This window comes from Shinella sp. Sh6 (assembly GCF_055392685.1).
Genome location: NZ_AP044005.1, coordinates 587,332 through 610,037, shown reverse-complemented (window position 1 = coordinate 610,037; position 22,706 = coordinate 587,332). Strand labels below are relative to the sequence as shown.

At 66.2% G+C, this 22,706-nt stretch carries 20 protein-coding genes; 8 read left to right on the top strand and 12 right to left on the bottom strand.

Annotated features, from left to right (window positions below; translation table 11 throughout):
* Positions 1 to 154: 154 nt before the first annotated feature.
* The 3 genes from ileS to ACZ5TO_RS02835 all read right to left on the bottom strand — a co-directional run bounded on the left by ileS (position 155) and on the right by ACZ5TO_RS02835 (position 5,286).
* Positions 155 to 3,043, bottom strand: coding sequence for an isoleucine--tRNA ligase (gene ileS, locus ACZ5TO_RS02845; protein ID WP_464799468.1), 2,889 nt, complete (start codon positions 3,041 to 3,043; stop codon positions 155 to 157).
* Between the two features lie 399 nt (positions 3,044 to 3,442).
* Positions 3,443 to 4,423: a bifunctional riboflavin kinase/FAD synthetase gene (locus ACZ5TO_RS02840; protein ID WP_464799467.1), complete on the bottom strand. Its 981-nt coding sequence runs from the start codon at positions 4,421 to 4,423 to the stop codon at positions 3,443 to 3,445.
* Positions 4,424 to 4,437: 14 nt separating this feature from the next.
* Positions 4,438 to 5,286, bottom strand: a complete 849-nt coding sequence (locus tag ACZ5TO_RS02835) for a TIGR01459 family HAD-type hydrolase (protein WP_464799466.1) — start codon at positions 5,284 to 5,286, stop codon at positions 4,438 to 4,440.
* Positions 5,287 to 5,618: 332 nt separating this feature from the next.
* On the opposite strand from ACZ5TO_RS02835, the gene groES reads away from it, so the two are divergent.
* From groES to ACZ5TO_RS02820, 3 genes are all read left to right on the top strand, one after another.
* Positions 5,619 to 5,915, top strand: coding sequence for a co-chaperone GroES (groES, locus tag ACZ5TO_RS02830; protein WP_464799465.1), 297 nt, complete (start codon positions 5,619 to 5,621; stop codon positions 5,913 to 5,915).
* Between the two features lie 52 nt (positions 5,916 to 5,967).
* The gene (gene groL / locus ACZ5TO_RS02825; protein WP_464799464.1) at positions 5,968 to 7,605 is read left to right on the top strand and encodes a chaperonin GroEL; all 1,638 of its coding nucleotides are present in this window, start codon (positions 5,968 to 5,970) and stop codon (positions 7,603 to 7,605) included.
* 568 nt (positions 7,606 to 8,173) lie between these two features.
* Positions 8,174 to 8,620 (top strand): hypothetical protein, encoded by a 447-nt coding sequence (locus tag ACZ5TO_RS02820; RefSeq protein ID WP_184146503.1) that lies wholly within the window; start codon positions 8,174 to 8,176, stop codon positions 8,618 to 8,620.
* A gap of 36 nt (positions 8,621 to 8,656) precedes the next feature.
* On the opposite strand, the gene ACZ5TO_RS02815 is transcribed toward ACZ5TO_RS02820, so the two are convergent.
* From ACZ5TO_RS02815 to ACZ5TO_RS02785, 7 genes are all read right to left on the bottom strand, one after another.
* Positions 8,657 to 11,455, bottom strand: a complete 2,799-nt coding sequence (locus tag ACZ5TO_RS02815; protein ID WP_464799463.1) for a bifunctional diguanylate cyclase/phosphodiesterase — start codon at positions 11,453 to 11,455, stop codon at positions 8,657 to 8,659.
* Between the two features lie 169 nt (positions 11,456 to 11,624).
* Entirely contained in the window at positions 11,625 to 12,842 is a 1,218-nt protein-coding gene (locus ACZ5TO_RS02810) for an NAD(P)/FAD-dependent oxidoreductase (protein WP_464799462.1), read from the bottom strand.
* A 100-nt stretch (positions 12,843 to 12,942) separates the two neighbouring features.
* Positions 12,943 to 13,644: a glutathione binding-like protein gene (locus ACZ5TO_RS02805; RefSeq protein ID WP_464799461.1), complete on the bottom strand. Its 702-nt coding sequence runs from the start codon at positions 13,642 to 13,644 to the stop codon at positions 12,943 to 12,945.
* Positions 13,645 to 13,909: 265 nt separating this feature from the next.
* Positions 13,910 to 14,605 carry an ATP phosphoribosyltransferase gene (hisG, locus tag ACZ5TO_RS02800; RefSeq protein ID WP_464799460.1) on the bottom strand — a complete coding sequence of 232 codons (696 nt, stop codon included), beginning with the start codon at positions 14,603 to 14,605 and terminating at the stop codon, positions 13,910 to 13,912.
* Positions 14,602 to 15,735 carry an ATP phosphoribosyltransferase regulatory subunit gene (locus tag ACZ5TO_RS02795; RefSeq protein WP_464799459.1) on the bottom strand — a complete coding sequence of 378 codons (1,134 nt, stop codon included), beginning with the start codon at positions 15,733 to 15,735 and terminating at the stop codon, positions 14,602 to 14,604. Before ACZ5TO_RS02795 ends, hisG begins: the two co-directional genes overlap by 4 nt.
* 193 nt (positions 15,736 to 15,928) lie before the next feature.
* Positions 15,929 to 17,443, bottom strand: coding sequence for a histidine--tRNA ligase (gene hisS, locus ACZ5TO_RS02790; RefSeq protein ID WP_464799458.1), 1,515 nt, complete (start codon positions 17,441 to 17,443; stop codon positions 15,929 to 15,931).
* An 84-nt stretch (positions 17,444 to 17,527) separates the two neighbouring features.
* Entirely contained in the window at positions 17,528 to 18,163 is a 636-nt protein-coding gene (locus ACZ5TO_RS02785; RefSeq protein ID WP_464799457.1) for a helix-turn-helix domain-containing protein, read from the bottom strand.
* Positions 18,164 to 18,479: 316 nt separating this feature from the next.
* Here ACZ5TO_RS02785 and ACZ5TO_RS02780 point away from each other — a divergent pair, with 316 nt between their 5' ends.
* The 3 genes from ACZ5TO_RS02780 (at position 18,480) to copM (ending at position 19,604) form a co-directional block, all read left to right on the top strand.
* Complete coding sequence (locus tag ACZ5TO_RS02780; RefSeq protein WP_464799456.1) at positions 18,480 to 18,791, top strand: hypothetical protein; 312 nt, start codon at positions 18,480 to 18,482, stop codon at positions 18,789 to 18,791.
* A 43-nt stretch (positions 18,792 to 18,834) separates the two neighbouring features.
* Positions 18,835 to 19,155 carry a hypothetical protein gene (locus ACZ5TO_RS02775; protein ID WP_464799455.1) on the top strand — a complete coding sequence of 107 codons (321 nt, stop codon included), beginning with the start codon at positions 18,835 to 18,837 and terminating at the stop codon, positions 19,153 to 19,155.
* Positions 19,156 to 19,223: 68 nt separating this feature from the next.
* Positions 19,224 to 19,604 carry a CopM family metallochaperone gene (copM, locus tag ACZ5TO_RS02770; protein ID WP_464799454.1) on the top strand — a complete coding sequence of 127 codons (381 nt, stop codon included), beginning with the start codon at positions 19,224 to 19,226 and terminating at the stop codon, positions 19,602 to 19,604.
* Between the two features lie 51 nt (positions 19,605 to 19,655).
* Here the strand turns inward: copM and ACZ5TO_RS02765 are convergent, their stop codons facing one another.
* Both ACZ5TO_RS02765 and ACZ5TO_RS02760 read right to left on the bottom strand, forming a co-directional pair.
* Positions 19,656 to 19,871, bottom strand: a complete 216-nt coding sequence (locus ACZ5TO_RS02765) for a hypothetical protein (protein WP_184146483.1) — start codon at positions 19,869 to 19,871, stop codon at positions 19,656 to 19,658.
* Between the two features lie 154 nt (positions 19,872 to 20,025).
* Complete coding sequence (locus ACZ5TO_RS02760) at positions 20,026 to 20,655, bottom strand: DNA-3-methyladenine glycosylase I (RefSeq protein ID WP_464799453.1); 630 nt, start codon at positions 20,653 to 20,655, stop codon at positions 20,026 to 20,028.
* Between the two features lie 221 nt (positions 20,656 to 20,876).
* Here ACZ5TO_RS02760 and ACZ5TO_RS02755 point away from each other — a divergent pair, with 221 nt between their 5' ends.
* Together ACZ5TO_RS02755 and ACZ5TO_RS02750 are read left to right on the top strand one after the other, a co-directional pair.
* Positions 20,877 to 21,617: a L,D-transpeptidase gene (locus tag ACZ5TO_RS02755; RefSeq protein ID WP_464799452.1), complete on the top strand. Its 741-nt coding sequence runs from the start codon at positions 20,877 to 20,879 to the stop codon at positions 21,615 to 21,617.
* A gap of 204 nt (positions 21,618 to 21,821) precedes the next feature.
* Complete coding sequence (locus ACZ5TO_RS02750) at positions 21,822 to 22,535, top strand: L,D-transpeptidase (RefSeq protein WP_184146477.1); 714 nt, start codon at positions 21,822 to 21,824, stop codon at positions 22,533 to 22,535.
* The last annotated feature ends 171 nt before the right edge of the window (positions 22,536 to 22,706 follow it).

Below are 22,706 nucleotides of genomic sequence, written 5' to 3'. Positions count from 1 at the left end.
CATGGCGATAGCACTAACGTAAAACGTCAGTTCGCCGTGCCATGGCGGAACAATCCGACCATTTTCAGGCAGCAATACCGGATGACGCCCTCAAGCGCAATTCACCCGGCAAGATCGACGGCCGGAAAGCACCGGCCGTCAACAGAAGGGCCCGTCAGGCCGCGCGGCGGAAGCCGATCTCGCGCAGCGCCGCGGCGTCGCGCGCCGAGACGTCCGGATAATCCGGGTCCGAGCCGACATCGGTGGTGATACGCCAGGAGCGTGCGCATTTCGTACCCTCGGCCAGCTTCGGCTCGACGGAGACCCTGGCGACCTCCGGCAGGCGGAAGGCGCCTTCCGGCCCTTCGCCGGCAACGACGGTGATGGCCGAGGTGATGCAGATTTCCGCGAAATCCTCGCCTTCCAGCGCCTTCAGCAGCTCCGGATCGGCGACATGGACGACCGGGGCCGCTTCCAGCGAGGCACCGATGCGCTTCTCGCGGCGCTCGATCTCCAGCGCGCCGGTGACGACCGAGCGCACTTCTCGGATCTTCTCCCACTTCGCTTCCAGCGCATCGTCGCGCCATTCGGCCGGCACCGCCGGGAACTGTTCGAGATGCACCGAGACGGCGTCGGGCTTCAGCGACAGCCATGCCTCCTCCGTCGTGAAGGGCAGCATGGGCGCAAGCCACGTCACGAGGCATTCGAACAGCTTGCGGATGACGGCAAGCGCCGCGCGGCGGCGCAGCGAGGACGGGGCGTCGCAGTAGAGCGCATCCTTGCGGATATCGAAGTAGAAGGCCGAGAGCTCGACATTGGAGAAGTCGATGAGCGCGCGGGCGATCTTCTTGAAGTCGAAGGCGTCGTAGCCCTCGCGCACCAGCGCGTCGAGCTCGGAGAGCCGGTGCAGCATCAGCCGCTCCAGTTCCGGCATGTCGGCAAGGGCGATCTCCTCGCCCGTGTCATGGGCGAGCGTGCCCAGCATCCAGCGGATGGTGTTGCGCAGCTTGCGGTAGGCGTCGATGTTGGTCTGGATGATCGTCTTGCCGAGGCGCTGGTCTTCCCAGTAGTCGGTGGTCATGACCCACAGGCGCAGGATATCGGCGCCCGATTCCTTCATCACGTCCTGCGGCGAGACGACGTTGCCCTTGGACTTCGACATCTTCTCGCCCTTCTCGTCCATGGTGAAGCCATGGGTGATGACGGTGTCGTAGGGCGCGCGCCCGCGGGTCGCGGCCGATTCGAGCAGCGAGGAATGGAACCAGCCGCGGTGCTGGTCGGAGCCTTCCAGATAGACGTCGGCCGGCCATTTCAGGTCCGGGCGGTCTTCCAGCGTGAAGGTGTGCGTCGAGCCCGAATCGAACCAGACGTCGAGGATGTCCATGACCTGCGTCCAGCCCTCGCCGGCGCGGTTGCCGAGGAAGCGCTGGCGCGCGCCTTCGGCGAACCAGGCGTCCGCGCCTTCCTTCTCGAAGGCCTCGAGGATGCGGGCATTGACGGCCTCGTCGACCAGCACTTCGCCCTTCTCGTCGGCGAAGACGGCGATCGGCACGCCCCAGGCGCGCTGGCGCGAGAGCACCCAGTCCGGGCGGCCCTCGATCATGGCGCGCAGGCGGTTCTGGCCGGCAGAGGGCACGAAGCGCGTGTCGTCGATGGCCGCAAGCGAGCGCGAGCGCAGCGTGGTGCCGTCACCGAGCTCCTTGTCCATGTAGACGAACCATTGCGGCGTGTTGCGGAAGATGACCGGCTTCTTGGAGCGCCAGGAATGCGGATAGGAATGCTTCAGCCGCCCGCGGGCGAAGAGGTTGTTCGCCGCGATCAGCGCCTTGATGACGCGCTCGTTGGCATCGCCCTTCTTGCCGTTGTCGTCCATGACGCGCGCACCCTCGAAGCCGGGGGCGTCGGCCGTGTAGAAGCCGGCGTCGTCGACGGTGAAGGGGATCTTGGAGGAGATGCCGCGCGCTTCGAGATTGCGCGCCTCGGCCATCCAGGCGTCGAAGTCCTCGCGGCCGTGGCCGGGCGCGGTGTGCACGAAGCCCGTGCCGGCATCGTCGGTGACATGGTCGCCATCGAGCAGCGGCACCTTGAACGTGTAGCCGAGGTCCTTCAGCGGATGGGCACAGGTGATGGCGGCAAGCTCTTCCGGCGCGACATCGCGGACGAACCTGAAGGTAAGCTTCGCCTTGGCGGCGGCTTCGTCGGCAAGGCGCGTCGCGAAGATCAGCTTTTCGCCGGGCTGCGGGCCGAAGGTGTTCTCGGCGCTCTCGACCTCATAGAGGCCGTAGGGGTAGCGCGAGGAGAAGGCGATGGCGCGGTTGCCGGGGATCGTCCAGGGCGTGGTCGTCCAGATGACGACGAAATTGCCCTCAAGGTCGGCCGGACCTTCCGTGACCGGGAACTTCACCCAGATCGTGTCGCTCTCGACATCGGCATATTCGACCTCGGCCTCGGCGAGCGCCGTGCGCTCGACGACCGACCACATGACCGGCTTGGAACCGCGGTAGAGCTGACCGGATTTCGCGATCTTCAAGAGCTCGCCGGCAATGCGGGCTTCCGCGTGGAAGTTCATCGTCGTGTAGGGATGCTCGAAGTCGCCCTCGATGCCGAGGCGCTTGAACTCCTCGGTCTGGACCTGGATCCAGCCCGCCGCGAAGTCACGGCATTCCTGGCGGAATTCGTTGACCGGGACCTCGTCCTTGTTCTTGCCCTTCTCGCGGTACTTCTCCTCGATCTTCCATTCGATCGGAAGGCCGTGGCAGTCCCAGCCGGGCACGTAGTTGGCATCGCGCCCGCGCATCTGGAACGAGCGGGTGATGACGTCTTTCAGGATCTTGTTCAGCGCATGGCCGATATGGATATGGCCGTTGGCATAGGGCGGGCCGTCGTGCAGCACGAACTTCTGGCGGCCGGCGGCGGAGGCGCGCAGCTTTTTGTAGAGGTCCATCTTCTGCCAGCGGGCCACCATCTCGGGCTCCTTCTGCGGCAGGCCGGCGCGCATCGGGAAATCCGTCTGCGGCAGGTAGAGGGTGGACGAATAATCGACTTTTTCGGGCGTATCGGTCATGGGTATGGCTATCGTCTTTTCGCGCGGAATGGTGTCAGGCACTGACGGCGGGGGCGCTTTTCTGGAAACGCCCGAAATCCCGGACCTTCCGGCCTCGCTCAGAGCGCGCGGAAGGCCGGGCCACTAATTCGCAGGGCGATGGTCGGCCGGTGGAGCATCATGCGCGCGGTCTTACGGCCTTTTCAGCGTTTTGAAAAGACGGCGGACATATATTTGGGCGCTGTCGGCGGTTGGCAGTGGATTGCCCCTCATCCGGCTGCCGCCACCTTCTCCCCGCAAGCGGGGCGAAGGGATATGCCGCACCGGTTTCTTCTTCCAATGTCCGTTCGTGGGGCAAGTCCCCTCTCCCCGCTTGCGGGGAGAGGGTTAGGGTGAGGGGCAAACCCGCACGGGAAAAGCTCAAAAACAGAGACGCGCATCGATGCTGCCCAGCGGTCTGACGCCGGAAAGGAGTGCCCTTGCCTCCTCCTCGTCGCGCTTCATCTGCACGACCAGCGGATCGAGGCCGTCGAATTTCAGTTCGTCGCGCAGGTGGCCGAAGAAGGAGACGGCGGAGATTTCGCCGTAGAGGTCGCCGGAGAAGTCGAAGAGGAAGGTTTCCAGCAGCGGGGCGCCGTCCGCGTCCACCGTCGGGCGGCGGCCGTAGCTGGCGACGCCGTCGTGGAGGGAGCCGTCCGGGCGGCGGAAGCGCACCGCGTAGATGCCGTTGCGTAGCTCCACTTCCGGCGGAAGCTGCATGTTGGCGGTGGGAAAGCCGAGCGTGCGGCCGAGCTGCTTGCCGCCGACGATCTCCGCCTCGACCGTGTAGCGGTAGCCGAGCTGGCCTGCCGCTTCCGCCACCTTGCCCTCGCCGACCAGCGCGCGGATGAAGCTGGAGGAGATGACCGAGGCGTTCTCGTCGCGGAAGGCATCGACCAGCGTGACGCCGAAGCCGTTCTCCTCGCCGGCGGCCATCAGGAAGGCGGGGCCGCCCTCCCTGCCCTTGCCGAAATGGAAATCGAAGCCGGTGACGACCTCGGAGGCATGCAGCCAGTCCATCAGGATCGCACGGATGAAATCCTGCGCCGAGATTTCCGAGAAGGAACGGTCGAAGGGATATTCGATGACGGCGGAAAAGCCCATGCCTTCGAGGATGCGGGCCTTGAGCGGGGCGGGCGTCAGGCGGAAGACCGGCTTGTCCGGCCGGAAGACGGTGCGCGGATGCGGCTCGAAGGTCAGCACCAGCGCGGGAACGCCGCGGCTGCGCGCGATATCCAGCGCCCGCTGCAGTACGGCCTGGTGGCCGCGGTGCACGCCGTCGAAATTGCCGATGGCGATGACGCCGCCGCGCAGATGCTGCGGCAGCGGCTCTTTCGTCTCGTTCCTGTGAAATACCGTCATGATGCGCCTCTGCGTCACTGAAGCCGGGGCATCCACCATTTCGGGTGGGCGTTCTCGGCGGCGAGGAAGGCGGCGAGCCTGTCCTCGTCGGTGCGCCCGCCCTCGACATAGTGCTGCGCGTGGATGCCGCCGGAAATGTAGAGCACGTCAAGGCCGAAGGCTTCGGCGCCGCGCACGTCCGTCGGCATGCCGTCGCCGACGGCGATCACGCGCGACAGGTCGAAGGCGCCGTGGACCTCGCGCGCCTCGGCGAGCGCCTGCTCGTAGATCGGCCGGTGCGGCTTGCCGGCGATGCGCGTCGCAACGCCGAGGGTTTCGTAGATCACGGCAAGCGCCCCGGCACAGGGAATGAGCCTGTGGCCGCGCTCGACGACGAGGTCCGGATTGGCGCAAATGAAGGGCAGTTTGCGCGCCGCGAGGAGGGCGAGTTCGCCGCGATAGTCCTCCGCCGTCTCCCGCTCGTCGTCGCGAAGGCCGGCGCAGACCACGGCCTCGGCCTCTTCCATCCCCACCTCGGTGACGCCGAGGCCGTCGAGCAACGGAAGGTCCTTTTCCGCGCCGATGAACCAGATCTTCTTCGGCCCCTCGGCGATCAGCGCGCGGGTGACGTCGCCGGAGGTGACGATGCGGTCATAGGCCTCGTCCACAACGCCGAGGCCGCGGATCTGCACGCGCACGCCCGGATGGGGGCGCGGCGAATTGGTGATGAGCACGACCGTGAGGCCCGCGGCCCGCGCGGCGGCAAGCGCCTCGCTCGCATGGGAAAAGGCCTCGACACCGTTATGCAGGACGCCCCAGACGTCGCAGAGCACCACGTCGTATTGCGCGGCGATGTCGCGGAAGGATTGGATGCGTTGAGCCATCAGGGTTTCCCGTGTCGAGATCGAGCCCGGCTGACATTGCAAAGCGAGGCCAAGAAAACAAGCCTCTTCCCGCATTTTTGCGCCGCCCGCCGGAAAACGGCCGAAAATTCACGGGACTGCCTTGATGGGCTGTGAAGGTGCCCCCATCTGCCGCCAGGCGGACGAGGACGGCGGTAACCATTCCGGCCGAAATAATTTCGAGGCGCCGTTCTTGACTCGAAGGGCCCTGCCGCCTATCTCGGTTCCGCTAGCACTCGCGATAGATGAGTGCTAACACCAATCCAACGGATCCGCTCGCGATCCGCAATGTCATTTGATCGAGGGAAAAGACAATGGCAAGCACCAACTTCCGCCCGCTTCACGACCGCGTCGTCGTTCGTCGCGTCGAGTCCGAAGCCAAGACCAAGGGTGGCATCATCATCCCCGACACCGCCAAGGAAAAGCCGCAGGAAGGCGAAATCGTCGCCATCGGCTCCGGCGCCCGTGACGAAAGCGGCAAGGTCGTCGCTCTCGACGTCAAGGTCGGCGACCGCGTCCTGTTCGGCAAGTGGTCGGGCACCGAAGTCAAGCTCGACGGCGAAGACCTTCTGATCATGAAGGAAGCCGACATCATGGGCATCATCGGCTGATCGCCGGTCATCCCTTCCCAATTTTGCTGACACCTCTTCAGGAGTTCTCACAATGGCAGCCAAAGAAGTAAAGTTCGGCCGCAGCGCGCGCGAAAAGATGCTGCGTGGCGTCGACGTCCTCGCAGACGCCGTCAAGGTAACCCTCGGCCCGAAGGGCCGCAACGTCGTCATCGACAAGTCCTTCGGCGCTCCGCGCATCACCAAGGACGGCGTTTCCGTCGCCAAGGAAATCGAACTGGAAGACAAGTTCGAGAACATGGGCGCCCAGCTCGTCCGTGAAGTCGCTTCCAAGACCAACGACATCGCCGGCGACGGCACCACGACTGCAACCGTCCTTGCCCAGGCCATCGTTCGCGAAGGCGCCAAGGCCGTTGCCGCCGGCATGAACCCGATGGACCTGAAGCGCGGCATCGACCTCGCCGTCGCCGAAGTCGTCAAGGATCTCCAGGCCAAGGCCAAGAAGATCAACACTTCGGAAGAAGTCGCGCAGGTCGGCACGATCTCGGCCAACGGCGAGCGCCAGATCGGCCTCGACATTGCCGAAGCCATGCAGAAGGTCGGCAACGAAGGCGTCATCACGGTTGAAGAAGCCAAGACCGCCGAAACCGAACTCGAAGTCGTCGAAGGCATGCAGTTCGACCGCGGCTACCTGTCGCCCTACTTCGTGACCAACCCGGAAAAGATGGTCGCCGACCTCGAAGACGCCTACATTCTCCTGCACGAGAAGAAGCTCTCGAACCTCCAGGCCATGCTCCCGGTTCTCGAAGCCGTCGTCCAGACCGGCAAGCCGCTGGTCATCGTCGCTGAAGACGTCGAAGGCGAAGCCCTCGCCACGCTCGTCGTCAACAAGCTGCGTGGCGGCCTCAAGATCGCTGCCGTCAAGGCTCCGGGCTTCGGCGACCGCCGCAAGGCCATGCTCGAAGACATCGCCATCCTGACGGGCGGCACGGTCATCTCCGAAGACCTCGGCATCAAGCTCGAGAGCGTCACGCTCGAAATGCTCGGCCGCGCCAAGAAGGTCTCGATCTCCAAGGAAAACACGACGATCGTCGACGGTGCCGGCCAGAAGGCCGAAATCGAAGGCCGCGTCGCGCAGATCAAGGCCCAGATCGAGGAAACCACCTCCGACTACGACCGCGAGAAGCTGCAGGAACGCCTTGCCAAGCTCGCCGGCGGCGTTGCCGTCATCCGCGTCGGCGGCTCGACGGAAGTCGAAGTGAAGGAAAAGAAGGACCGCATCGACGACGCCCTCAACGCGACGCGCGCTGCCGTTCAGGAAGGCATCGTACCGGGCGGCGGCGTTGCCCTGCTGCGTTCCTCCACGAAGATCTCCGCCAAGGGCGAGAACGACGACCAGGAAGCCGGCATCAACATCGTCCGCAAGGCGCTGCAGTCGCTGGTTCGCCAGATCGCGGACAACGCAGGTGATGAAGCCTCCATCGTGGTCGGCAAGATCCTCGACAAGAACGAAGACAACTACGGCTACAACGCCCAGACCGGCGAATACGGCGACCTGATCGCCCTCGGCATCGTCGATCCGGTCAAGGTTGTCCGCACGGCCCTGCAGAACGCCGCTTCGGTTGCCTCGCTGCTGATCACGACGGAAGCCATGATCGCCGAGCTGCCGAAGAAGGACGCTCCGGCAATGCCGGGCGGCATGGGCGGCATGGGCGGCATGGACATGATGTGATAGGCGCAAGCCTATCGCAGCGTGACCATCAAGCTTCGCCCATGCACTAAAGTTGGTTCAGCGCGTCAAGCGCGCTGAACTGGCGGCATGGACATGATGTGATAGGCGCAAGCCATCACATCTGAGCCATCCGGTTCAGTTCGGAAAGGGCGGTCTTCGGGCCGCCCTTTTCTGCTTGGAACGACTGTATCGTTTCCGGAGAAAGAATTTTTCCATTTGAATAATTATTATCAAAAACCCGTTGCTGGCATCAAAAAACCAACTATAAAGACGCCCCAAGTGAACTTTAAGATTCACCAAGGGGTTCAGGTACTGGTTTTCGGCGTATAGCCGGTCCGTTTCCGGGATTCCTCAAGTCTCATATCCCGCCGGCAGATTCGAATGGGAAATCCGCCGCGGTTTTCATGCGTACGTTCGATCCGATGCACGAGACGGAGCCGGACGCAGTTCAATACATGAAGGCATGGTTCGGCAGGCTTCGGGGAGTCAGCCGGCGCTGATTTTTACCATGTCGCGCCCGCTTCGGGCGGGCGTGCCGGCTGAATTCGAGCAACTGCTGGGGTCGTAGGTGTTCAAGATAATCAAGACCGATCTCTCCTCGCCCTTCCTTCCGGGTTCGATGGAATTCGACGAGACGGACAACGAACTGCTGACGCAATACTGCGTGACGGAGCGTTGGGCCGGCGATCTCTCCAGCGGGCTCTTCACGCTCGGCGAAAAGGCAGCGCTGGCGCACGGCCTGCCGCAGCGCCCCTGCGGGCTGCTCAACCTGATCCGCTGCTACGAGCCGGCCGACCGCGCGCGCGTGCTGGAGCTTTTCGAGCAGGCCGCGGCCTCCTCCTCGTCCTTCTGCTTCTCCACGACGATCCACCTCGACGGCGCCCCGCGCCAGCCGGTGTTCTGCGTGGGCGAATCCACGGGGCTTGAGGAGAAATACGCCGGCACGATCATCGGCGTCTTCATCTTCCCCCGCTTCCAGATCGACCTCGTGGGCCGGCGCTTCAAGCGGCAGTAGCAGAGGGGGTGAACGCCACCCGCCTCATTTCCGGTCTCAAGCCGCCGCCGTCTTCTCCATTGCGGGCCGGATATGCCCCACGGGAACGGGCCGGCCGAGGAAATAGCCCTGCGCCTCGTCGCAGCCCTCGTCGAGCAGGATGTCGAGTTGGCTGCGGGTCTCCACGCCCTCGGCCAGAACCGGCACGCGCAGCGTATGGCCGAGCGCCAGGATGGCGCGGATGATGGCCTTCGCCTCGGGGCTCGCCTCCACCTCGCTCATGAAGGAGCGGTCGAGCTTGATCTTGTCGAAGGGGAAGGCACGCAGGGTTTCCAGCGACGAATAGCCGGTGCCGAAATCGTCGATGGCGATGGTGACGCCGAAGGCCTTGATGCGGCGGAGCGTGGCGAGCGCCCGCTCCTTGTCGCCGATGATGGTCGATTCGGTGATCTCCAGCTCCAGGCGGCGCGGGCTGAGCCCCGTCTCGAGGAGGACGCGGTGCACGAGGTCGGCGACGTCGGCATTGGCAAGTTGCACCGGCGACAGGTTGACGGCGATCTTCTGCTCGTTGCCCCAGGTCGCGGCCTCGCGGCACGCTTCCCGCAGCACCCATTCGCCGATCGGCAGGATGGCGCCGCATTCCTCGGCGATCGGGATGAACTCGCTCGGCGGGATCGTGCCGCGCGAAGGATGGTGCCAGCGCAGCAGCACCTCGTAGCCGATCGTCTCGCCGGAATGGACCGCCTTCTGCACCTGGTAGTGCAGTTGCAGCTCCTTGCGGTCGACCGCCTGCCAGAGGTCGTTGGCGATGAGGCGGCGGCTGCGCGCGGCCTCGTCCATCGAGACCTCGTAGAAGCACACCGTCTCGGTCAGCGCGTCCTTCGCCCGGTACATGGCAAGGTCGGCATTGTTCAGCAGCGCCTCGATTTCGTCGGCGTCCTGCGGATAGATGGCGACGCCGATGCTGGCGCCCGGCTTGATGTCGTAGCCGTCGATGCGGATCTCCTCGTTGAGGCAGGCCTCGATGCGCTGGATGAAATCGGTAAGGTCCGACATGTCTTCGAAGCGCTTTGCGGCCGCGAACTCGTCGCCGCCGAAGCGGGCGACGGTCTCGTCGGCCTGCAGGCAGGCCTGCATGCGGCGCGACAGCGTGACGAGCACCTCGTCGCCGGCGGCATGGCCGCGCGTGTCGTTGATTTCCTTGAACTTGTCGAGGTCGATGCCGATGGCCGCGACCTTGCTGCCCGAGCGGCGGGCATTGTCGAGCTCCGCTTCCAGGCGGCCGTTGAAGTTCGCCCGGTTCGGCAGGCCCGTCAGGCCGTCGTGGCGGGCGAGGAAGGAGATCTGCTCCTCCGAGCGCAGGCGCTCGGAAATGTCCTCGTAGGTCGCGACCCAGGCGCCGTCCGGCAGCATGCGGTAGCGCAACTGGACCGAGACGCCGTTCGGCAGCTTGTCCACGGTCGCCCCGCCATTGTCGCCCTGGATGGCCGCGCGGCGGCGGATATAGGCATCGCGCGCGATGGCCGGGCGGACCTCCGGATCGGCATAGATGTCGGCCACGCCCCTGTCGACGATCTCGCGCAGGGTCATGCCCGGCCGCACGCTGCCTTCGGAAAAGCCGAAGATCTCGCTGTAGCGCTTGTTGGCGAGCAGCAGGCGCTCGTCCTTGTCGAAGAGGCAGAGGCCCTGCGACATGTTCTCCAGCGCGAGATCGAGGTTCTTGGTGACTTCGGCCAGCCGGTCGGCGTTGAGCTTCTCCGCCGTGACGTCCTTGGTGATCTTGGCATAGCCGATCAGCACGCCGGACGCATCGTGGATCGCATTGAGGACGACATTGGCCCAGAAGCGCGAACCGTCCTTGCGGTAGCGCCAGCCCTCGCTCTCGAACTTGCCCTCCTGCCGGGCGGCCTCAAGCGCCCGCTCGGGCAGGCCGGCGGCCCGGTCCGGCGCACTGTAGAACCGCGAGAAATGCACGCCGACGATCTCGTGCGCCTTGTAGCCCTTGGCGCGCTCGGCACCCTCGTTCCAGTTGGCCACGCGCCCCTGCGGATCGAGCATGTAGATGGCGTAGTCCTTGACGCCCTGCACCAGCATGGCGAACTGGCGCGTGCTTTCGCTGGCCGCAAGCTCGGCCTGCCGGGCGAAGATCGCCGCCGTGAGGCCGGTGAAGAGCAGCGAGAAGGCGACGACGGCGATCAGCGGCACCATCAGGCCGGTGGAGATCAGCGTGTCGTCGCTGACCGGCATCAGGCCGGGCTCGATCGTCACCGCCGTCATTCCCGTGAAATGGAGCGACACGACGCCGACCGCCATCAGCGCGGTGGCAAGGGCCCGGTCGCGCGCACGCGGCTGCGGGCGCATGCAGGCGATGAGCGAGAGCGCGCCGAAGACGCCGGCGAAGACGAGCGACAGGGCCACATAGCCGGGCGCCCAGCGGATGGCGCCGGGAAGCTCCACCGCCGACATGCCGATATAGTGCATGGAGCTGATGCCCGCGCCGAGCACGATACCGCCGGCGACCAGCGCGCCGCGGCCGGAACGGTAGGTGGCGATGGCAAGGCCGATGCTCGTGACGACGATGGCGACGGCCAGCGAAACCAGCGTCAGCTTCATGTCGTAGCCCACGACGACGCCCGCATCATAGGCCACCATGGCGATGAAGTGCGTCGCCCATATGCCGAAGCCGCTCGACGTGCCCGCCGCGCCCAGCCAGAGCGCGCGCGCCATCCCCTCCGATATCGCCGCCCGTTGCGCCAGCGTCACCGCCACATAGCTGGACAGGAAGCAGATGAGCGCGGCAAGCAGGACCAGGCGAAGGTCGTGCTCGACGGCGATGCAGGTGAGGATACGAAACATGAGCGGCCACCGGGCGGGATCAGGATGGCCCCAATCAGCCCGAGAACACTAAAGAATGCGTGAACCGGGAAAGCATCGCCCAGTTGGCGCAGGTCCGAGGACATATCATACTTAACGAATATCAAAATAATGCAACCGGGTGCCCCTGTCGGGGCCGCGCGGCGCAACCTCAAAGCGTCAGCGCCTTGAGGTCCGTGGCCGGGTCTTCGAGAAGCGCGCGCTCGGGCGTGCGGCCCATCTCGATCAGCTTCTTGCCGACGACATAGGCCTTCGCGTCGTTGATCGCATCGACCGCGATCAGCCGCCCGTCGCGGAAATACCAGACGGAGACGCTGCCCTCGCGCTGGCCGGGGCGCACGAACGTGTCGTCGAAGCCCATGCAGAAGCCGGCGATCTGCAGCTTGACGTCGTACTGGTCGGACCAGAACCAGGGCTTGGGCTCATAGGGCGCATCGCCCCCGGCGATGACGGCGGCGGCGGCCTCGGCCTGATCCACCGCGTTCTGCACGGATTCGAGCCGCACGCGGCTGCCCTCGAAGGGCAGGACCGCGCAGTCGCCCATGGCGAAGATCGAAGGATCGGAGGTGCGGGCATATGCGTCGACGACGATGCCGTTCGCCACCTCCAGCCCCGCCTCGCGGGCGAGCCCGTCGTTGGCCGCCACGCCGATGCCGGCGATCACCACGTCGACGGGCAGCACGAAGCTGTCCGTCAGTTCCGCGCCGGTGACGCGGCCGTTCTCGCCGAGAAGGCGCACGAGGCCGGTCTTCTCGCGCACGTCGACGCCGCGCGCGGTGTGGATCGCCTTGAGGATGGTGGCGGTGGCGGGGGAGGCGACGCGCGCGAGGATGCGGTCGGCCATCTCGATGACCGTGACATGCAGCCCCCGCCCCCGCGCGACCGCCGCCGCCTCCAGCCCGATATAGCCGCCGCCGACGACCAGCGCGCGCCGGCCCTCCTGCATTTCGAGGCCGAGCCGGTCGGCGTCGCGGTAGTCGCGCACGGTGAAGACGCCGTCGAGGTCGCCGCCGATCCCGGCCGGCAGGCGGCGCGGCGTCGCGCCGGTGGCGAGCGCCAGGAACTCATAGTCGAGCGTCAAGCCGTCGCTGAGCGCCACGCGCTTTTGCGCCCGGTCGATGGAGGTCACCTCGGTGGCAAGGCGGATCTCGACGCCGTTTTCCGCATACCAGTTTTCCGGGCGGAACATCAGGCGGGAAAGGTCGGCCTCGCCGAGCAGGTATTTCTTGGAAAGCGGCGGGCGCTGGTAGGGATGGGAGGCTTCGGCGGCGATGATGGTGATCGGCCGCTCGTCCTTCAGCGCGCGCAATTTGGCAACGAGGGCAAACGCGGCCTGGCCGCCGCCCGCAACAACCAGTCTTCCCGTCACGATGGCTCCATCCCTCTATCGTCCTGCCCAAGAGGTAGCGTGCCGCGGCGGGCGGCGTCAACGGGCCGCCGCGCCGCCGGTTTCTTCGTTTGCGTCAGCCCTATGCCGGAATCTCCAGGCCCTTTGCGGAGGCCGGGCGGGCAAGGCAGCGCTCCAGCCAGGCCATGACGGCCGGGAAGGACGCATAATCGAGCGCCTCGCGCCCGCCGTAGAAGACGTCCGCGCCGCGCACCCAGGGGAAGGTCGCGATATCGGCGATGGTGTAGTCGTCGCCCATCAGCCACTTACGGGTCTTCAGGCGCTCTTCCAGCACGGAAAGCAGGCGCTTCGATTCGTCCCGGTAGCGCTCCATGGGGTAGGAATTGTTGGCGACCTTGTCGGCGGCATATTTGAAGAAATGGCCGAACTGGCCGAACATCGGCCCGATGCCGCCCATCTGGAACATCACCCAGCACAGCGTCTCGTAGTGGCCCGCCGCATCGGCCGGCAGCAACTTGCCCGTCTTCTCCGCGAGGTAGACGAGGATCGCGCCCGATTCGAAGAGGCCGATCGGCTTGCCGTCCGGCCCGTTCGGATCGATGAGCGCGGGAATGCGGCCGTTCGGGTTGAGCGAGACGAATTCCGGCGACTTCACGCCCTCGGCGCCGAACTCGATGCGGTGCGCCTCATAGGCAAGGCCAAGCTCCTCCAGTGCGATCGACACCTTCACGCCGTTCGGCGTCGGCAGCGAATAGAGCTGGATGATATCGGGGTTTTTCGCGGGCCATTTCTTGGTGACGGGGAAGGACGACAGATCGGTCATGGGCGACTCCTTGGTGGGAGCCCATAGATAGGACAGGTCGGTGGGGGATGTCAGGGTGGGGATGGAGAAATTTGCGGCGGAGGTTGGGACACCCCCCTCTGGCCTGCCGGCCATCTCCCCCACAAGGGGGGGAGATGGGCAAGTCGCAAAAATCTTGCTCAAAGTGCAGCGTTAGAGATGGGCGAAACCAGGCCCCATCCAATCTCCCCCCTTGTGGGGGAGATGCCCGGCAGGGCAGAGGGGGGTGCCACGCGGTACTGACTCCTCAAACCACCCCGCGCACCCGCTCGACAATCTCCGCCACCACCGCACCCCCCTCATGCTCCGGCTTGCGGGCGCGCACGAGGCAGGCTTCGGATTTGAGGATCACGCCGTCGGCGAGGATTTTCAGGTGGTTGGCGACGAGGGTCGAGCCGGTCGAGGTGATGTCGACGATGATATCGGCGGAGCCCGAGGCCGGCGCGCCTTCCGTAGCCCCGAGGCTTTCGACGATGCGGTAGAGCTGGATGCCGTGGTTGCCGGAGAAGAACTGCTGCGTCAGCCGCCAGTATTTCGTGGCGATGGTCAGCCTGCGGCCGTGGCGCGCGCGGAAATCGGCGGCGACGTCGCCGAGGTCGGCCATGGTGTCGACGTCGAGCCAGATTTCCGGCACGGCGACGACGACGTCCGCATGGCCGAAGCCGAGGCGGGCGCAGAACTCGACGCGGGCGTCGGCCTCCGCCAGCCCCTCGCGCACGAGGTCCTCGCCCGTCACGCCGAAATCGACGGTGCCGGCGGCGATCTCGCGGGAGATTTCCGAGGCGGAGAGGAAGGCGATCTCGATGTCGTCGCGCCCCTCGACGCGGCCGCGATAGGAGCGGTCGTTGCCGACCGCCGTGACGGTGAAGCCGGCGCGGGCGAGCACGGCGGAACTGTCTTCCTTCATGCGCCCCTTGGAGGGAAGGCCGATGGTGATCGTCATGCCGCGGCCTCCGTCAGGCTCTGGATACGGTCGAGCCAGAGCGAGAAGCCGACCGCCGGGATACGCTCCCTCGCGCCCAGCAGCGTCAGGAGCCGGTCGTAGCGCCCGCCGCCGGCCAGCACCAGCGCCGATCCGGCCGGCGCGATCTCGAAGACGAGGCCGGTATAGTAGTCGAGCGGGCGGCCGAAGGCGGCGCGGTAGGCGATGCGCGCCGGATCGGCGCCGGCTTCGCGCAGCGCCGTAACGCGCCGGCCGAAGCGGGCAAGCGCCTCGCCGAGCGCAAGGCCGGCCTTGTCCGCGAAGGCGGCGAGCGCGGCGGGGGCCTCGGCAAGGGAGAGTTCCAGCGCGAGGAATTCCCTGAGCAGCGCCAGCGTGCGGGCGTCGAGCCGTGTGTTGGCGAGCTCCATCTTCTCGCGCAGGCGCCGGGCGATGTCGGCCGGGCTGCGGCTGGCATTGGTGGAGTAGCCGGTCGCTTCCATCGTCTCGTCGATATGGGCGATCAGCGCCGCCTCGTCGTCGAGCTTGCCGAGGATGGCGAGACGCTCGACCTCCGGGCCGAAGACGCCGGCGGGCGCGGGGCTGGAAAGGTCGGCCATCAGCCTCTGGAGCTGCGCCTGGTTGCCGAAGGCGTGGACCAGCCGCTTCTGCCAGCCGGCCGGCAGGCCGCAGGCCGCCACCACCGCCTCGAAGACCGACTGGTCGCCGAGGACGACGGAGAGCGTCACGCCCGGCAGGCGGTTCTCCAGCACGGTCATGGCATCGCGCACGGCGCGCGCATCGGCGCGGGCGACGTCGGTCTCGCCCAGATCCTCGATGCCGGCCTGGTAGAATTCGTTGGCGCCCTCGCGGCGCTGGCGGAAGACCTCGCCGAGATAGGCATAACGCCGCGGTGTGCCCATCGCCGTCTCGATATGGCGCAGGCAGACGGGAATGGTGAATTCCGGGCGCAGGCACAGGCTCTTGCCCGTCTCGCTCTCCGTCAGGAAGATGCGCCGGCGAAGGTCCTCGCCCGCCATGTCGAGGAAGGGCTCGGCCGGCTGGATGACCGGCGTATCGACGCGCTCGGTGCCGAGGCGTTCGAGATCGGCGGCAAGGTCGGGGGCGAAGGCGGGGAGGTTGCTCAGGGGCATGGCGTGAAGTACCCCCCTCTGCCCTGCCGGGCATCTCCCCCACAAGGGGGGAGATCGAATTGCCGCGCTGTCTCGCCCGTCTCCAACGCCGCGCGCCAAGCGCGGTTCTCGCTTCCTGCCGATCTCCCCCCTTGTGGGGGAGATGCCCGGCAGGGCAGAGGGGGGTGTTCCGGCAAAGCGATCATCATTGCCGTCAGCCAGCCCGCGCCCGGTCTTCGGCCTGCGCGTCGAGGATCTCGCGCACTTTCGCCACGAGCTCGGCCTCCGGCACGGAGACCTGTGCCACGCGGGCTTCGCGCCAGGTGGTGTTGTCCTCGATCTCGCCGGAAAGGCGCTTGCCCTCGATGAGGTCCTTGATCTGCACGAGGCCTTCGGCCCGCTCGTCGCCGCCCTGGATGATGGCGACGGGGGCGCCGCGGCGGTCGGCGTATTTGAGCTGGTTGCCGAATTTCTTCCAGTTGCCCTGGTACATCTCGGCGCGGATGCCGGCGGCGCGCAGCTCCTGCGTGAAGCGCTGGTAGCGGCCCATGCTCTCGATATCGCCGTCCATGACGGTGACGAGCACGGGGGCGACGACCTCCTCCTGCCCGAGCTTGCCGAGGTTCTTCAGCGCCGTCATCAGGCGCGAGACGCCGATGGAAAAGCCCGTGGCCGGCACCGGCTGGCCCATGAAGCGCGAGACGAGCCCGTCATAGCGCCCGCCGCCGCCGACCGAGCCGAAGACGACCTTCTCGCCCTTCTCGTTGGTGACGGCGAACTGCAGCTCGGCCTCGAAGACGGGGCCGGTGTAATATTCGAGGCCGCGTACGACGGAGGGGTCGATCTTGATGCGGTCCGGCCCGTAGCCGGCCGACGTGACGAGATGGCCGATCTGATTCAGCTCGTCGACGCCCTCGCCGCCCCTCGCCGTGCCTTCGACCAGTTTGGCGAGGTCGGCGGCGCTCTCGAAATAATCCCTGATGCCGACGAAGAAGAGCACCTTGCCGATCTGCTCTTCATTGAGGCCCGCGCCCTTGGTGAAGTCGCCGGATTCGTCCTTGCGGCCTGCGCCGAGCAGGAGCCTGACACCCTCGGGGCCGAACTTGTCGAGCTTGTCGATGGCGCGCAGCACGGTGAGGCGGGCGCCTGCCTTGTCGTCGCCGCCGAGGCCGATCGCCTCCAGCACGCCGTCGAGGACCTTGCGGTTGTTGACGCGGATGACGTAGTCGCCGCGGGCGATGCCGAGGGCTTCCATCGTGTCGGCCATCATCATGCACATCTCGGCATCCGCCTGCACGCCCGCCGCGCCGACCGTATCGGCGTCGAACTGCATGAACTGGCGGAAGCGGCCCGGGCCCGGCTTCTCGTTGCGGAAGACATAGCCGGCGCGATAGGTGCGGTAGGGAAGCTGGATCTCGTTGAAGTTCTCCGCGACATGGCGGGCGAGCGGCGCCGTCAGGTCGTAGCGGAGCGACATCCACTGGTCGTCGTCGTCCTGCAGCGAGAAGACGCCCTCGTTCGGCCGGTCGGCATCGGGCAGGAACTTGCCGAGCGCGTCGGTATATTCGAAGAGCGGCGTTTCCACCGGATCGAAGCCGTAATGCTCGTAGACCGCGCGGATCTTCGCGGTCATCTCGTTGACGGCGCGGATATCCGCGGCGTCCCGGTCGACGAAGCCGCGCGGCAGGCGGGCTTTCAGCTTCTGCGGTTTTTTCTGCTTTTCGCTCATCGGGATACCCGAAATTCCGTATTTCCGTTGCCGGTTTCCCTAGCGGATTGGGCGGGCAGCGGCAAGGGCGCAAAAGCCCGCCGGTTACGGACGGCGCGAGAGCGTATCCCAGCTATGCACGATGACGGCAGACGCGGTGGGCGCCTGCGCCTTCGGAATGAGGGTCGAATGGGTGTCGCCCCGGATGATGCCGCGCATCTCCGACTGGAAGGAAAGGCGCTTCAGCTGCACGTAGCCCTCCGGGATGGACGTCACCGAGAGCGCCGGGCCGCCATAGATCTCGATGCCGGCGATCTCGCGGGCACAAAGGCTTGCGACCAGCGCCCGGTCCTCGACGCAGGCGCGGTAATGGCCGGTGAGATAGCGGCGGATGCTGGTCCCGACCACGGCGCGCATTTGCGGGCTCTCGCGGTATTCCTGCTGCGAGCCGCCGAGGTAGCGGATGTCGCGGCCCTCCCAGAGATTGCGGCTTTCCCGCGAGGCGAGGATCGAGGCGAGCAGGCGCCGCTCGGTCTGCGCATCGGCCCGGCGCAGGAAATCGACGATGGCGCCGGTCGCCCGAAGGTCCGGCACGGCGATGCCGCGCTCCCAGCGCGAGACGGTGGTGGCGGAGAAGCCGAGCTTCCAGGCGATATCGTCCTGCGTCAGCCCCGTCTTGCGGCGATAGGCCTGCAACTGGTCGACCAGGTCGTGGCCGGTATGGAGGACGAAATCGGGCATTCAACCCTTCGGGGAATTTTTGGAAAACGCGCCGTCCAGTCGAGTAAACGACCAGTTGCCCCGCTTCCGGCGGCGGGCGATGTCGGTTACCCTTGAGAAAAGGTAAACGTCCATCCCGTCCGTTTGGCAAGGCGTTTTGCCCAGCGGGCGGCGGCAAATCGCGCCGGGTCCCCGGGCGCGGCCACCTTCCGGACCGATCGAATGGCATCGAAACCGATCATGCTCTCCCCGCGCCCCGCCTCCGTGGCCGATCTCATCGGCATCGACGCCGGCGAGCTGGAGACGGCCTTCGTCTGCGAGGAATGGCGGGCGGAGCTTGCGACGGGGCTCGTGCATCTCGGCCCTGCACGATCTTTCCGGCACGCGCTGCGGCATCATGGACCTCATCCAGTTCTACGAGCCGGCCGACTGGCAGAAGGTGCTGCTGGCGCTGGAGGAGGCGTCGACCGTTTCCACCACCTTCAGCTTCGCCACCGCGATCCGCCCCGGCCCCGGGCTCTACCGCCCCGTCTTCTGCTTCGGCCGGTCGGACCTGGAGGGCGTGGCGGGCGGCGTGCTTTTCGGCACCTTCGCCATCGCCCGCCTCTGTCTCGAAACCGCGTCCGGCCGTCACGGCATGGTGAACTGAGCGGTCCTTTTCTTTTGCGAAGGCAGCCCTTATCTCTGCCTGCATGAGACAGGTCCTCTTCGTCCTCGCCATCCTGGGCGCCATGATCTCCGGCTGGGTGCCGGTGGTCGCGGCGACGCTCCATGCCGCCCCGCAGGCCGGCATGCATGCGATGCACCCGATGGCCGGCGACGACGGCGCGGAGACCGGGCACAAGGGCAAGGCGGCCGCCCATCCGGTCGCGTGCTCGGCCTGTTTCGCCATCGAGGCCGAGCGGCCGGCGCCGCTTTACCGCCGCCTCGACATTTCGAGCCGCGTCCCGGCGGCAACGCCGCGGCTTGCGGGCCTCGGCCCCTTCCCACTCGATCCCCCTCCCCGGTCCTGAAAAGCGCGTGACCATCCGGGCGCCCCGCGCCCGGCCGACAACCCGCATTTTCAGAACTGGAAACGACAATGAATGCAAAGAACATGCTTCTCGGCGCAGCCCTCGCGCTCGCCTTCGCCCTTCCCGCCGCTGCCGAAGACGCCGGCAACACCGCCCATCAGGGCATGGAGATGGGAACCTCCGCGGGCAACCAGAGTGCCTCGACCAAGGCTTTTCTCGCCGCGAATGCCAAGATGCACGAAGGCATGGAGATCGAGTTCACCGGCAATGCCGACGTGGATTTCGTCCGCGGCATGATCGCCCACCACCAGGGCGCCATCGACATGGCCAAGGTCGAGCTCGAACACGGCAAGGACCCGGCCATCCGCAAGCTGGCGGAGGACATCGTCACCGCGCAGGAGGGCGAGATCGCCATGATGAAGGAATGGCTGGAGAAGAACGCCAGGTGACAAGACAGGGGCCTGCCGCAAGGCGGGCCTCTTTCTATTGGGCGGCGTGCCCTACTCCGCCGGCGTATGGTGGGCGGACGAGGCCTCGAGCAGCGAGGCGGCGATGGCGCGGGCCATCAGCAGGCTCGTCTCGCGGATTTCGGATTGGGTGCCGCTGCGGGCGGAGCGGATCAGGCGGAAGCCCTCGCGCAGCATGATTTCCTCGGCCTTGCCGCAGGCCCAGCGTTCGAGACGCATATCGACGGTTGCAGATGCGTTTGGCGCCATGTTTCCCCCACATGCCAAATCATTCAGCACAAAGCGGCACGCGCGCCAAAGCGCACGCTGACCCCGAAACTCGCATTACATGAATTTGCCGCTCAACCTTAGGCTACATGATTCGCTTGAAAAACAAACCCTTATTTACCTGACAAGACGCAAATTATGGCCTTTCGAGCTCCTTGCGCCGCTCTTCGACGGCCTGCCGGCAGAAGCAGCCCTCCACATGGTCGTTGACGAGGCCCATCGCCTGCATGAAGGCGTAGACGGTTGTGGGCCCGACGAAGGTCCAGCCGCGCTTCTTCAGGTCCTTCGACAGGCGCACGGAGGTGGGCGTGGTGGGATTGGCGGCGATGGTCTCCCAGTCGACGCGGGCGGGCCGCTCCTCCGGCTTCGGCTCGAAGCTCCAGAAATAGCGGGCGAGCGAGCCGAACTCGTCGCGCAGCGCCTGCGCGCGGCGGGCGTTGTTGACGGTCGAGACGATCTTGCCGCGGTGGCGCACGATGCCGGTATCGGCAAGGCAGCGGGCGATATCTTCGTCGCCGAAGGCCGCCACCCTGTCGAAATCGAAGCCGGCGAAGGCGGCGCGGAAGGCCTCCCGCTTCCTCAGGATGGTGAGCCAGGAAAGGCCCGACTGGAAGCCTTCGAGGCAGATCTTCTCGAAGAGCCGATGGTCGCTGGTGACGGGATAGCCCCATTCCTCGTCATGGTAGCGGCGGTAGTCGTCCAGATTGCCGTGCCAGGCGCAGCGCATGTTTCCGTCCGTGCCCTGCAGAAGTCCCCGTTCCGTCATTGCCGCCTCCGTTTCCCGTTTGTTCCGCTTTACCACTCGTCAACCACATTTGGAAAGCGGGCAATAACCCTACCCGAAGGTTTATCCGCATCGCACATATCGAATGAACGGGCGTTTACCTTTCGCTTCATCGAAGGGTGCAAGCATTCGAGGCGAACCAGCGCCGTCTTCCAATTTTTTCGCGGCGCATTCCCGGCGACGATCAGTAGCGAGTACGTCCGATGTCGATACGCATTCTCCTTGCCGCGGCCCTTCTTGCCGCCCCCGGCCTTGCCCATGCGGGCGACCGGTACATGAGCCGCCCGCCCGTCATCGTCAGCCCCGACCTCACCGCCCCCTGGGTGATGCAGCTCACCGGCGAAGGCGTGCAGCCGGCCGTCGCCACCCGGCGCGTCATCCAGCGCCAGCAGGCGGTCCAGCGCCGCGTCATCCGCCGCGACGGCGTGGCGCGCGTCGAACAGGTCTCGGCGACGGGCCAGGCGCGCACCGCCGTGCGCTCGAAGTTCGATCCCATGTACCTGCCGCAGACCGTCGCCTATGACAGCCAGTACAAGGCGGGCACGATCGTCATCGACACCAACAACCGCTTCCTCTACCTCGTCCTCGGCGACGGCAAGGCGCGGCGCTACGGCGTGGGCGTCGGCAAGCCGGGCTTCGAATGGGCCGGCACGCACAAGATCACCCGCAAGGCCGAATGGCCGACCTGGACGCCGCCGAAGGAGATGATCGAGCGCGAGGCCGCCAGAGGCCACTACCTGCCCGCCTCCATGGACGGCGGGCCGGCCAACCCGCTCGGCTCGCGCGCCATGTATCTCGGCTCGACGCTCTACCGCATCCACGGCACCAATGCGCCCTGGACGATCGGCTATGCCGTTTCCTCCGGCTGCATCCGCATGCGCAACGAGGATGTCATCGACCTTTACGACCGCGTGAATGTCGGCACGAGGGTCATCCTGATCTGAGGCCGCAAAGCACCGCGCACAGCCTGGTATAGCGACCGTCCCCCGCAGTCCGCCTGCGGGGGACGATTGCGTTTTACAGCGCTTTTGCAAGCAACGCTCCGAAGAAAACCCCGCCCGTGCGCGTCATCGATTGCGCGAGGCGACTTGAAATCGGTCAAAACTTGGCTAGCCTCGCCACATTCAGGAAGTGAGAGGGATATACCAATGCGGAAATACGCACCGATCCTGCTGGCGGCAGCCGTCGCCGTCACCGGGACCTTGCCGGCGACGTCGGCGAACGCCTTTCCCGCCGCACGACAGGGCGAGCGGATCGAGACCGCCCCGGCCGTGACGCTCGTCGCCCAGCCGCTGAGCAAGAAGCAGGTCGCGGCCAAGTTCAAGCGCACCAAGGTGCGCTTCGTCACCGACCAGGCGCCGGGCACGATCATCGTCGATACCAACAACAAGTTCCTCTACTTCGTCGAGGGCAAGAACCGGGCGACGCGCTACGGCATCGGCGTCGGGCGCGAGGGCTTCGGCTGGTCGGGCGTGGTGAAGGTCGGCCGCAAGGCCGAATGGCCCGGCTGGACGCCGCCGGCAGAAATGCGCCGCCGCGAGGCCAAGAAGGGCCATATCCTGCCGACCTTCCAGCCCGGCGGAGAGGACAATCCGCTCGGCGCGCGCGCGCTCTATCTCTACAACAAGGGCGGCCACGACACGGCCTTCCGCATCCATGGCACGAACCAGCCCTGGTCGATCGGCCTCAACCTGTCGTCCGGCTGCATCCGCATGATGAACCACGACGTGGAGCATCTCTACGCCCGCGCCGGCGTCGGCACCAAGGTCATCGTCGTCGGCCCCGGCAACAGGCAGGGCGCCGTCAGCTACAACGACCGCGGCGTCGATTTCTTCGGCAACCTGTTCGGCTTCGGGGGCTGATGGGCGGGGCCACGGCTCCGGCCGTGGCCTGCCTTGGGGGGCGAGGGATCCTCGGGTCAAGCCCGAGGATGACGACAGAAGAAAGGCATGGGGAATCGGGCAACGGTTCCGCATGCCGCACCGCTCGATGCGGTGGGCATCCTTCCCTCCCCACCGTCATCCTCGGGCTTG

Coding starts and splice junctions, on each gene's coding strand:
- ACZ5TO_RS02765 (WP_184146483.1), bottom strand. CDS start 19,871: ATGGCGCCAAACGCATCTGCAACCGTCGATATGCGTCTCGAACGCTGG.
- ACZ5TO_RS02840 (WP_464799467.1), bottom strand. CDS start 4,423: ATGACGGTATTTCACAGGAACGAGACGAAAGAGCCGCTGCCGCAGCAT.
- ACZ5TO_RS02775 (WP_464799455.1), top strand. CDS start 18,835: ATGAGACAGGTCCTCTTCGTCCTCGCCATCCTGGGCGCCATGATCTCC.
- ACZ5TO_RS02805 (WP_464799461.1), bottom strand. CDS start 13,644: ATGACCGATCTGTCGTCCTTCCCCGTCACCAAGAAATGGCCCGCGAAA.
- ACZ5TO_RS02755 (WP_464799452.1), top strand. CDS start 20,877: ATGTCGATACGCATTCTCCTTGCCGCGGCCCTTCTTGCCGCCCCCGGC.
- ACZ5TO_RS02785 (WP_464799457.1), bottom strand. CDS start 18,163: ATGCCCGATTTCGTCCTCCATACCGGCCACGACCTGGTCGACCAGTTG.
- hisS (WP_464799458.1), bottom strand. CDS start 17,443: ATGAGCGAAAAGCAGAAAAAACCGCAGAAGCTGAAAGCCCGCCTGCCG.
- hisG (WP_464799460.1), bottom strand. CDS start 14,605: ATGACGATCACCATCGGCCTTCCCTCCAAGGGGCGCATGAAGGAAGAC.
- ACZ5TO_RS02760 (WP_464799453.1), bottom strand. CDS start 20,655: ATGACGGAACGGGGACTTCTGCAGGGCACGGACGGAAACATGCGCTGC.
- ACZ5TO_RS02795 (WP_464799459.1), bottom strand. CDS start 15,735: ATGCCCCTGAGCAACCTCCCCGCCTTCGCCCCCGACCTTGCCGCCGAT.
- ACZ5TO_RS02815 (WP_464799463.1), bottom strand. CDS start 11,455: ATGTTTCGTATCCTCACCTGCATCGCCGTCGAGCACGACCTTCGCCTG.
- ileS (WP_464799468.1), bottom strand. CDS start 3,043: ATGACCGATACGCCCGAAAAAGTCGATTATTCGTCCACCCTCTACCTG.
- groL (WP_464799464.1), top strand. CDS start 5,968: ATGGCAGCCAAAGAAGTAAAGTTCGGCCGCAGCGCGCGCGAAAAGATG.
- ACZ5TO_RS02750 (WP_184146477.1), top strand. CDS start 21,822: ATGCGGAAATACGCACCGATCCTGCTGGCGGCAGCCGTCGCCGTCACC.
- groES (WP_464799465.1), top strand. CDS start 5,619: ATGGCAAGCACCAACTTCCGCCCGCTTCACGACCGCGTCGTCGTTCGT.
- copM (WP_464799454.1), top strand. CDS start 19,224: ATGAATGCAAAGAACATGCTTCTCGGCGCAGCCCTCGCGCTCGCCTTC.
- ACZ5TO_RS02835 (WP_464799466.1), bottom strand. CDS start 5,286: ATGGCTCAACGCATCCAATCCTTCCGCGACATCGCCGCGCAATACGAC.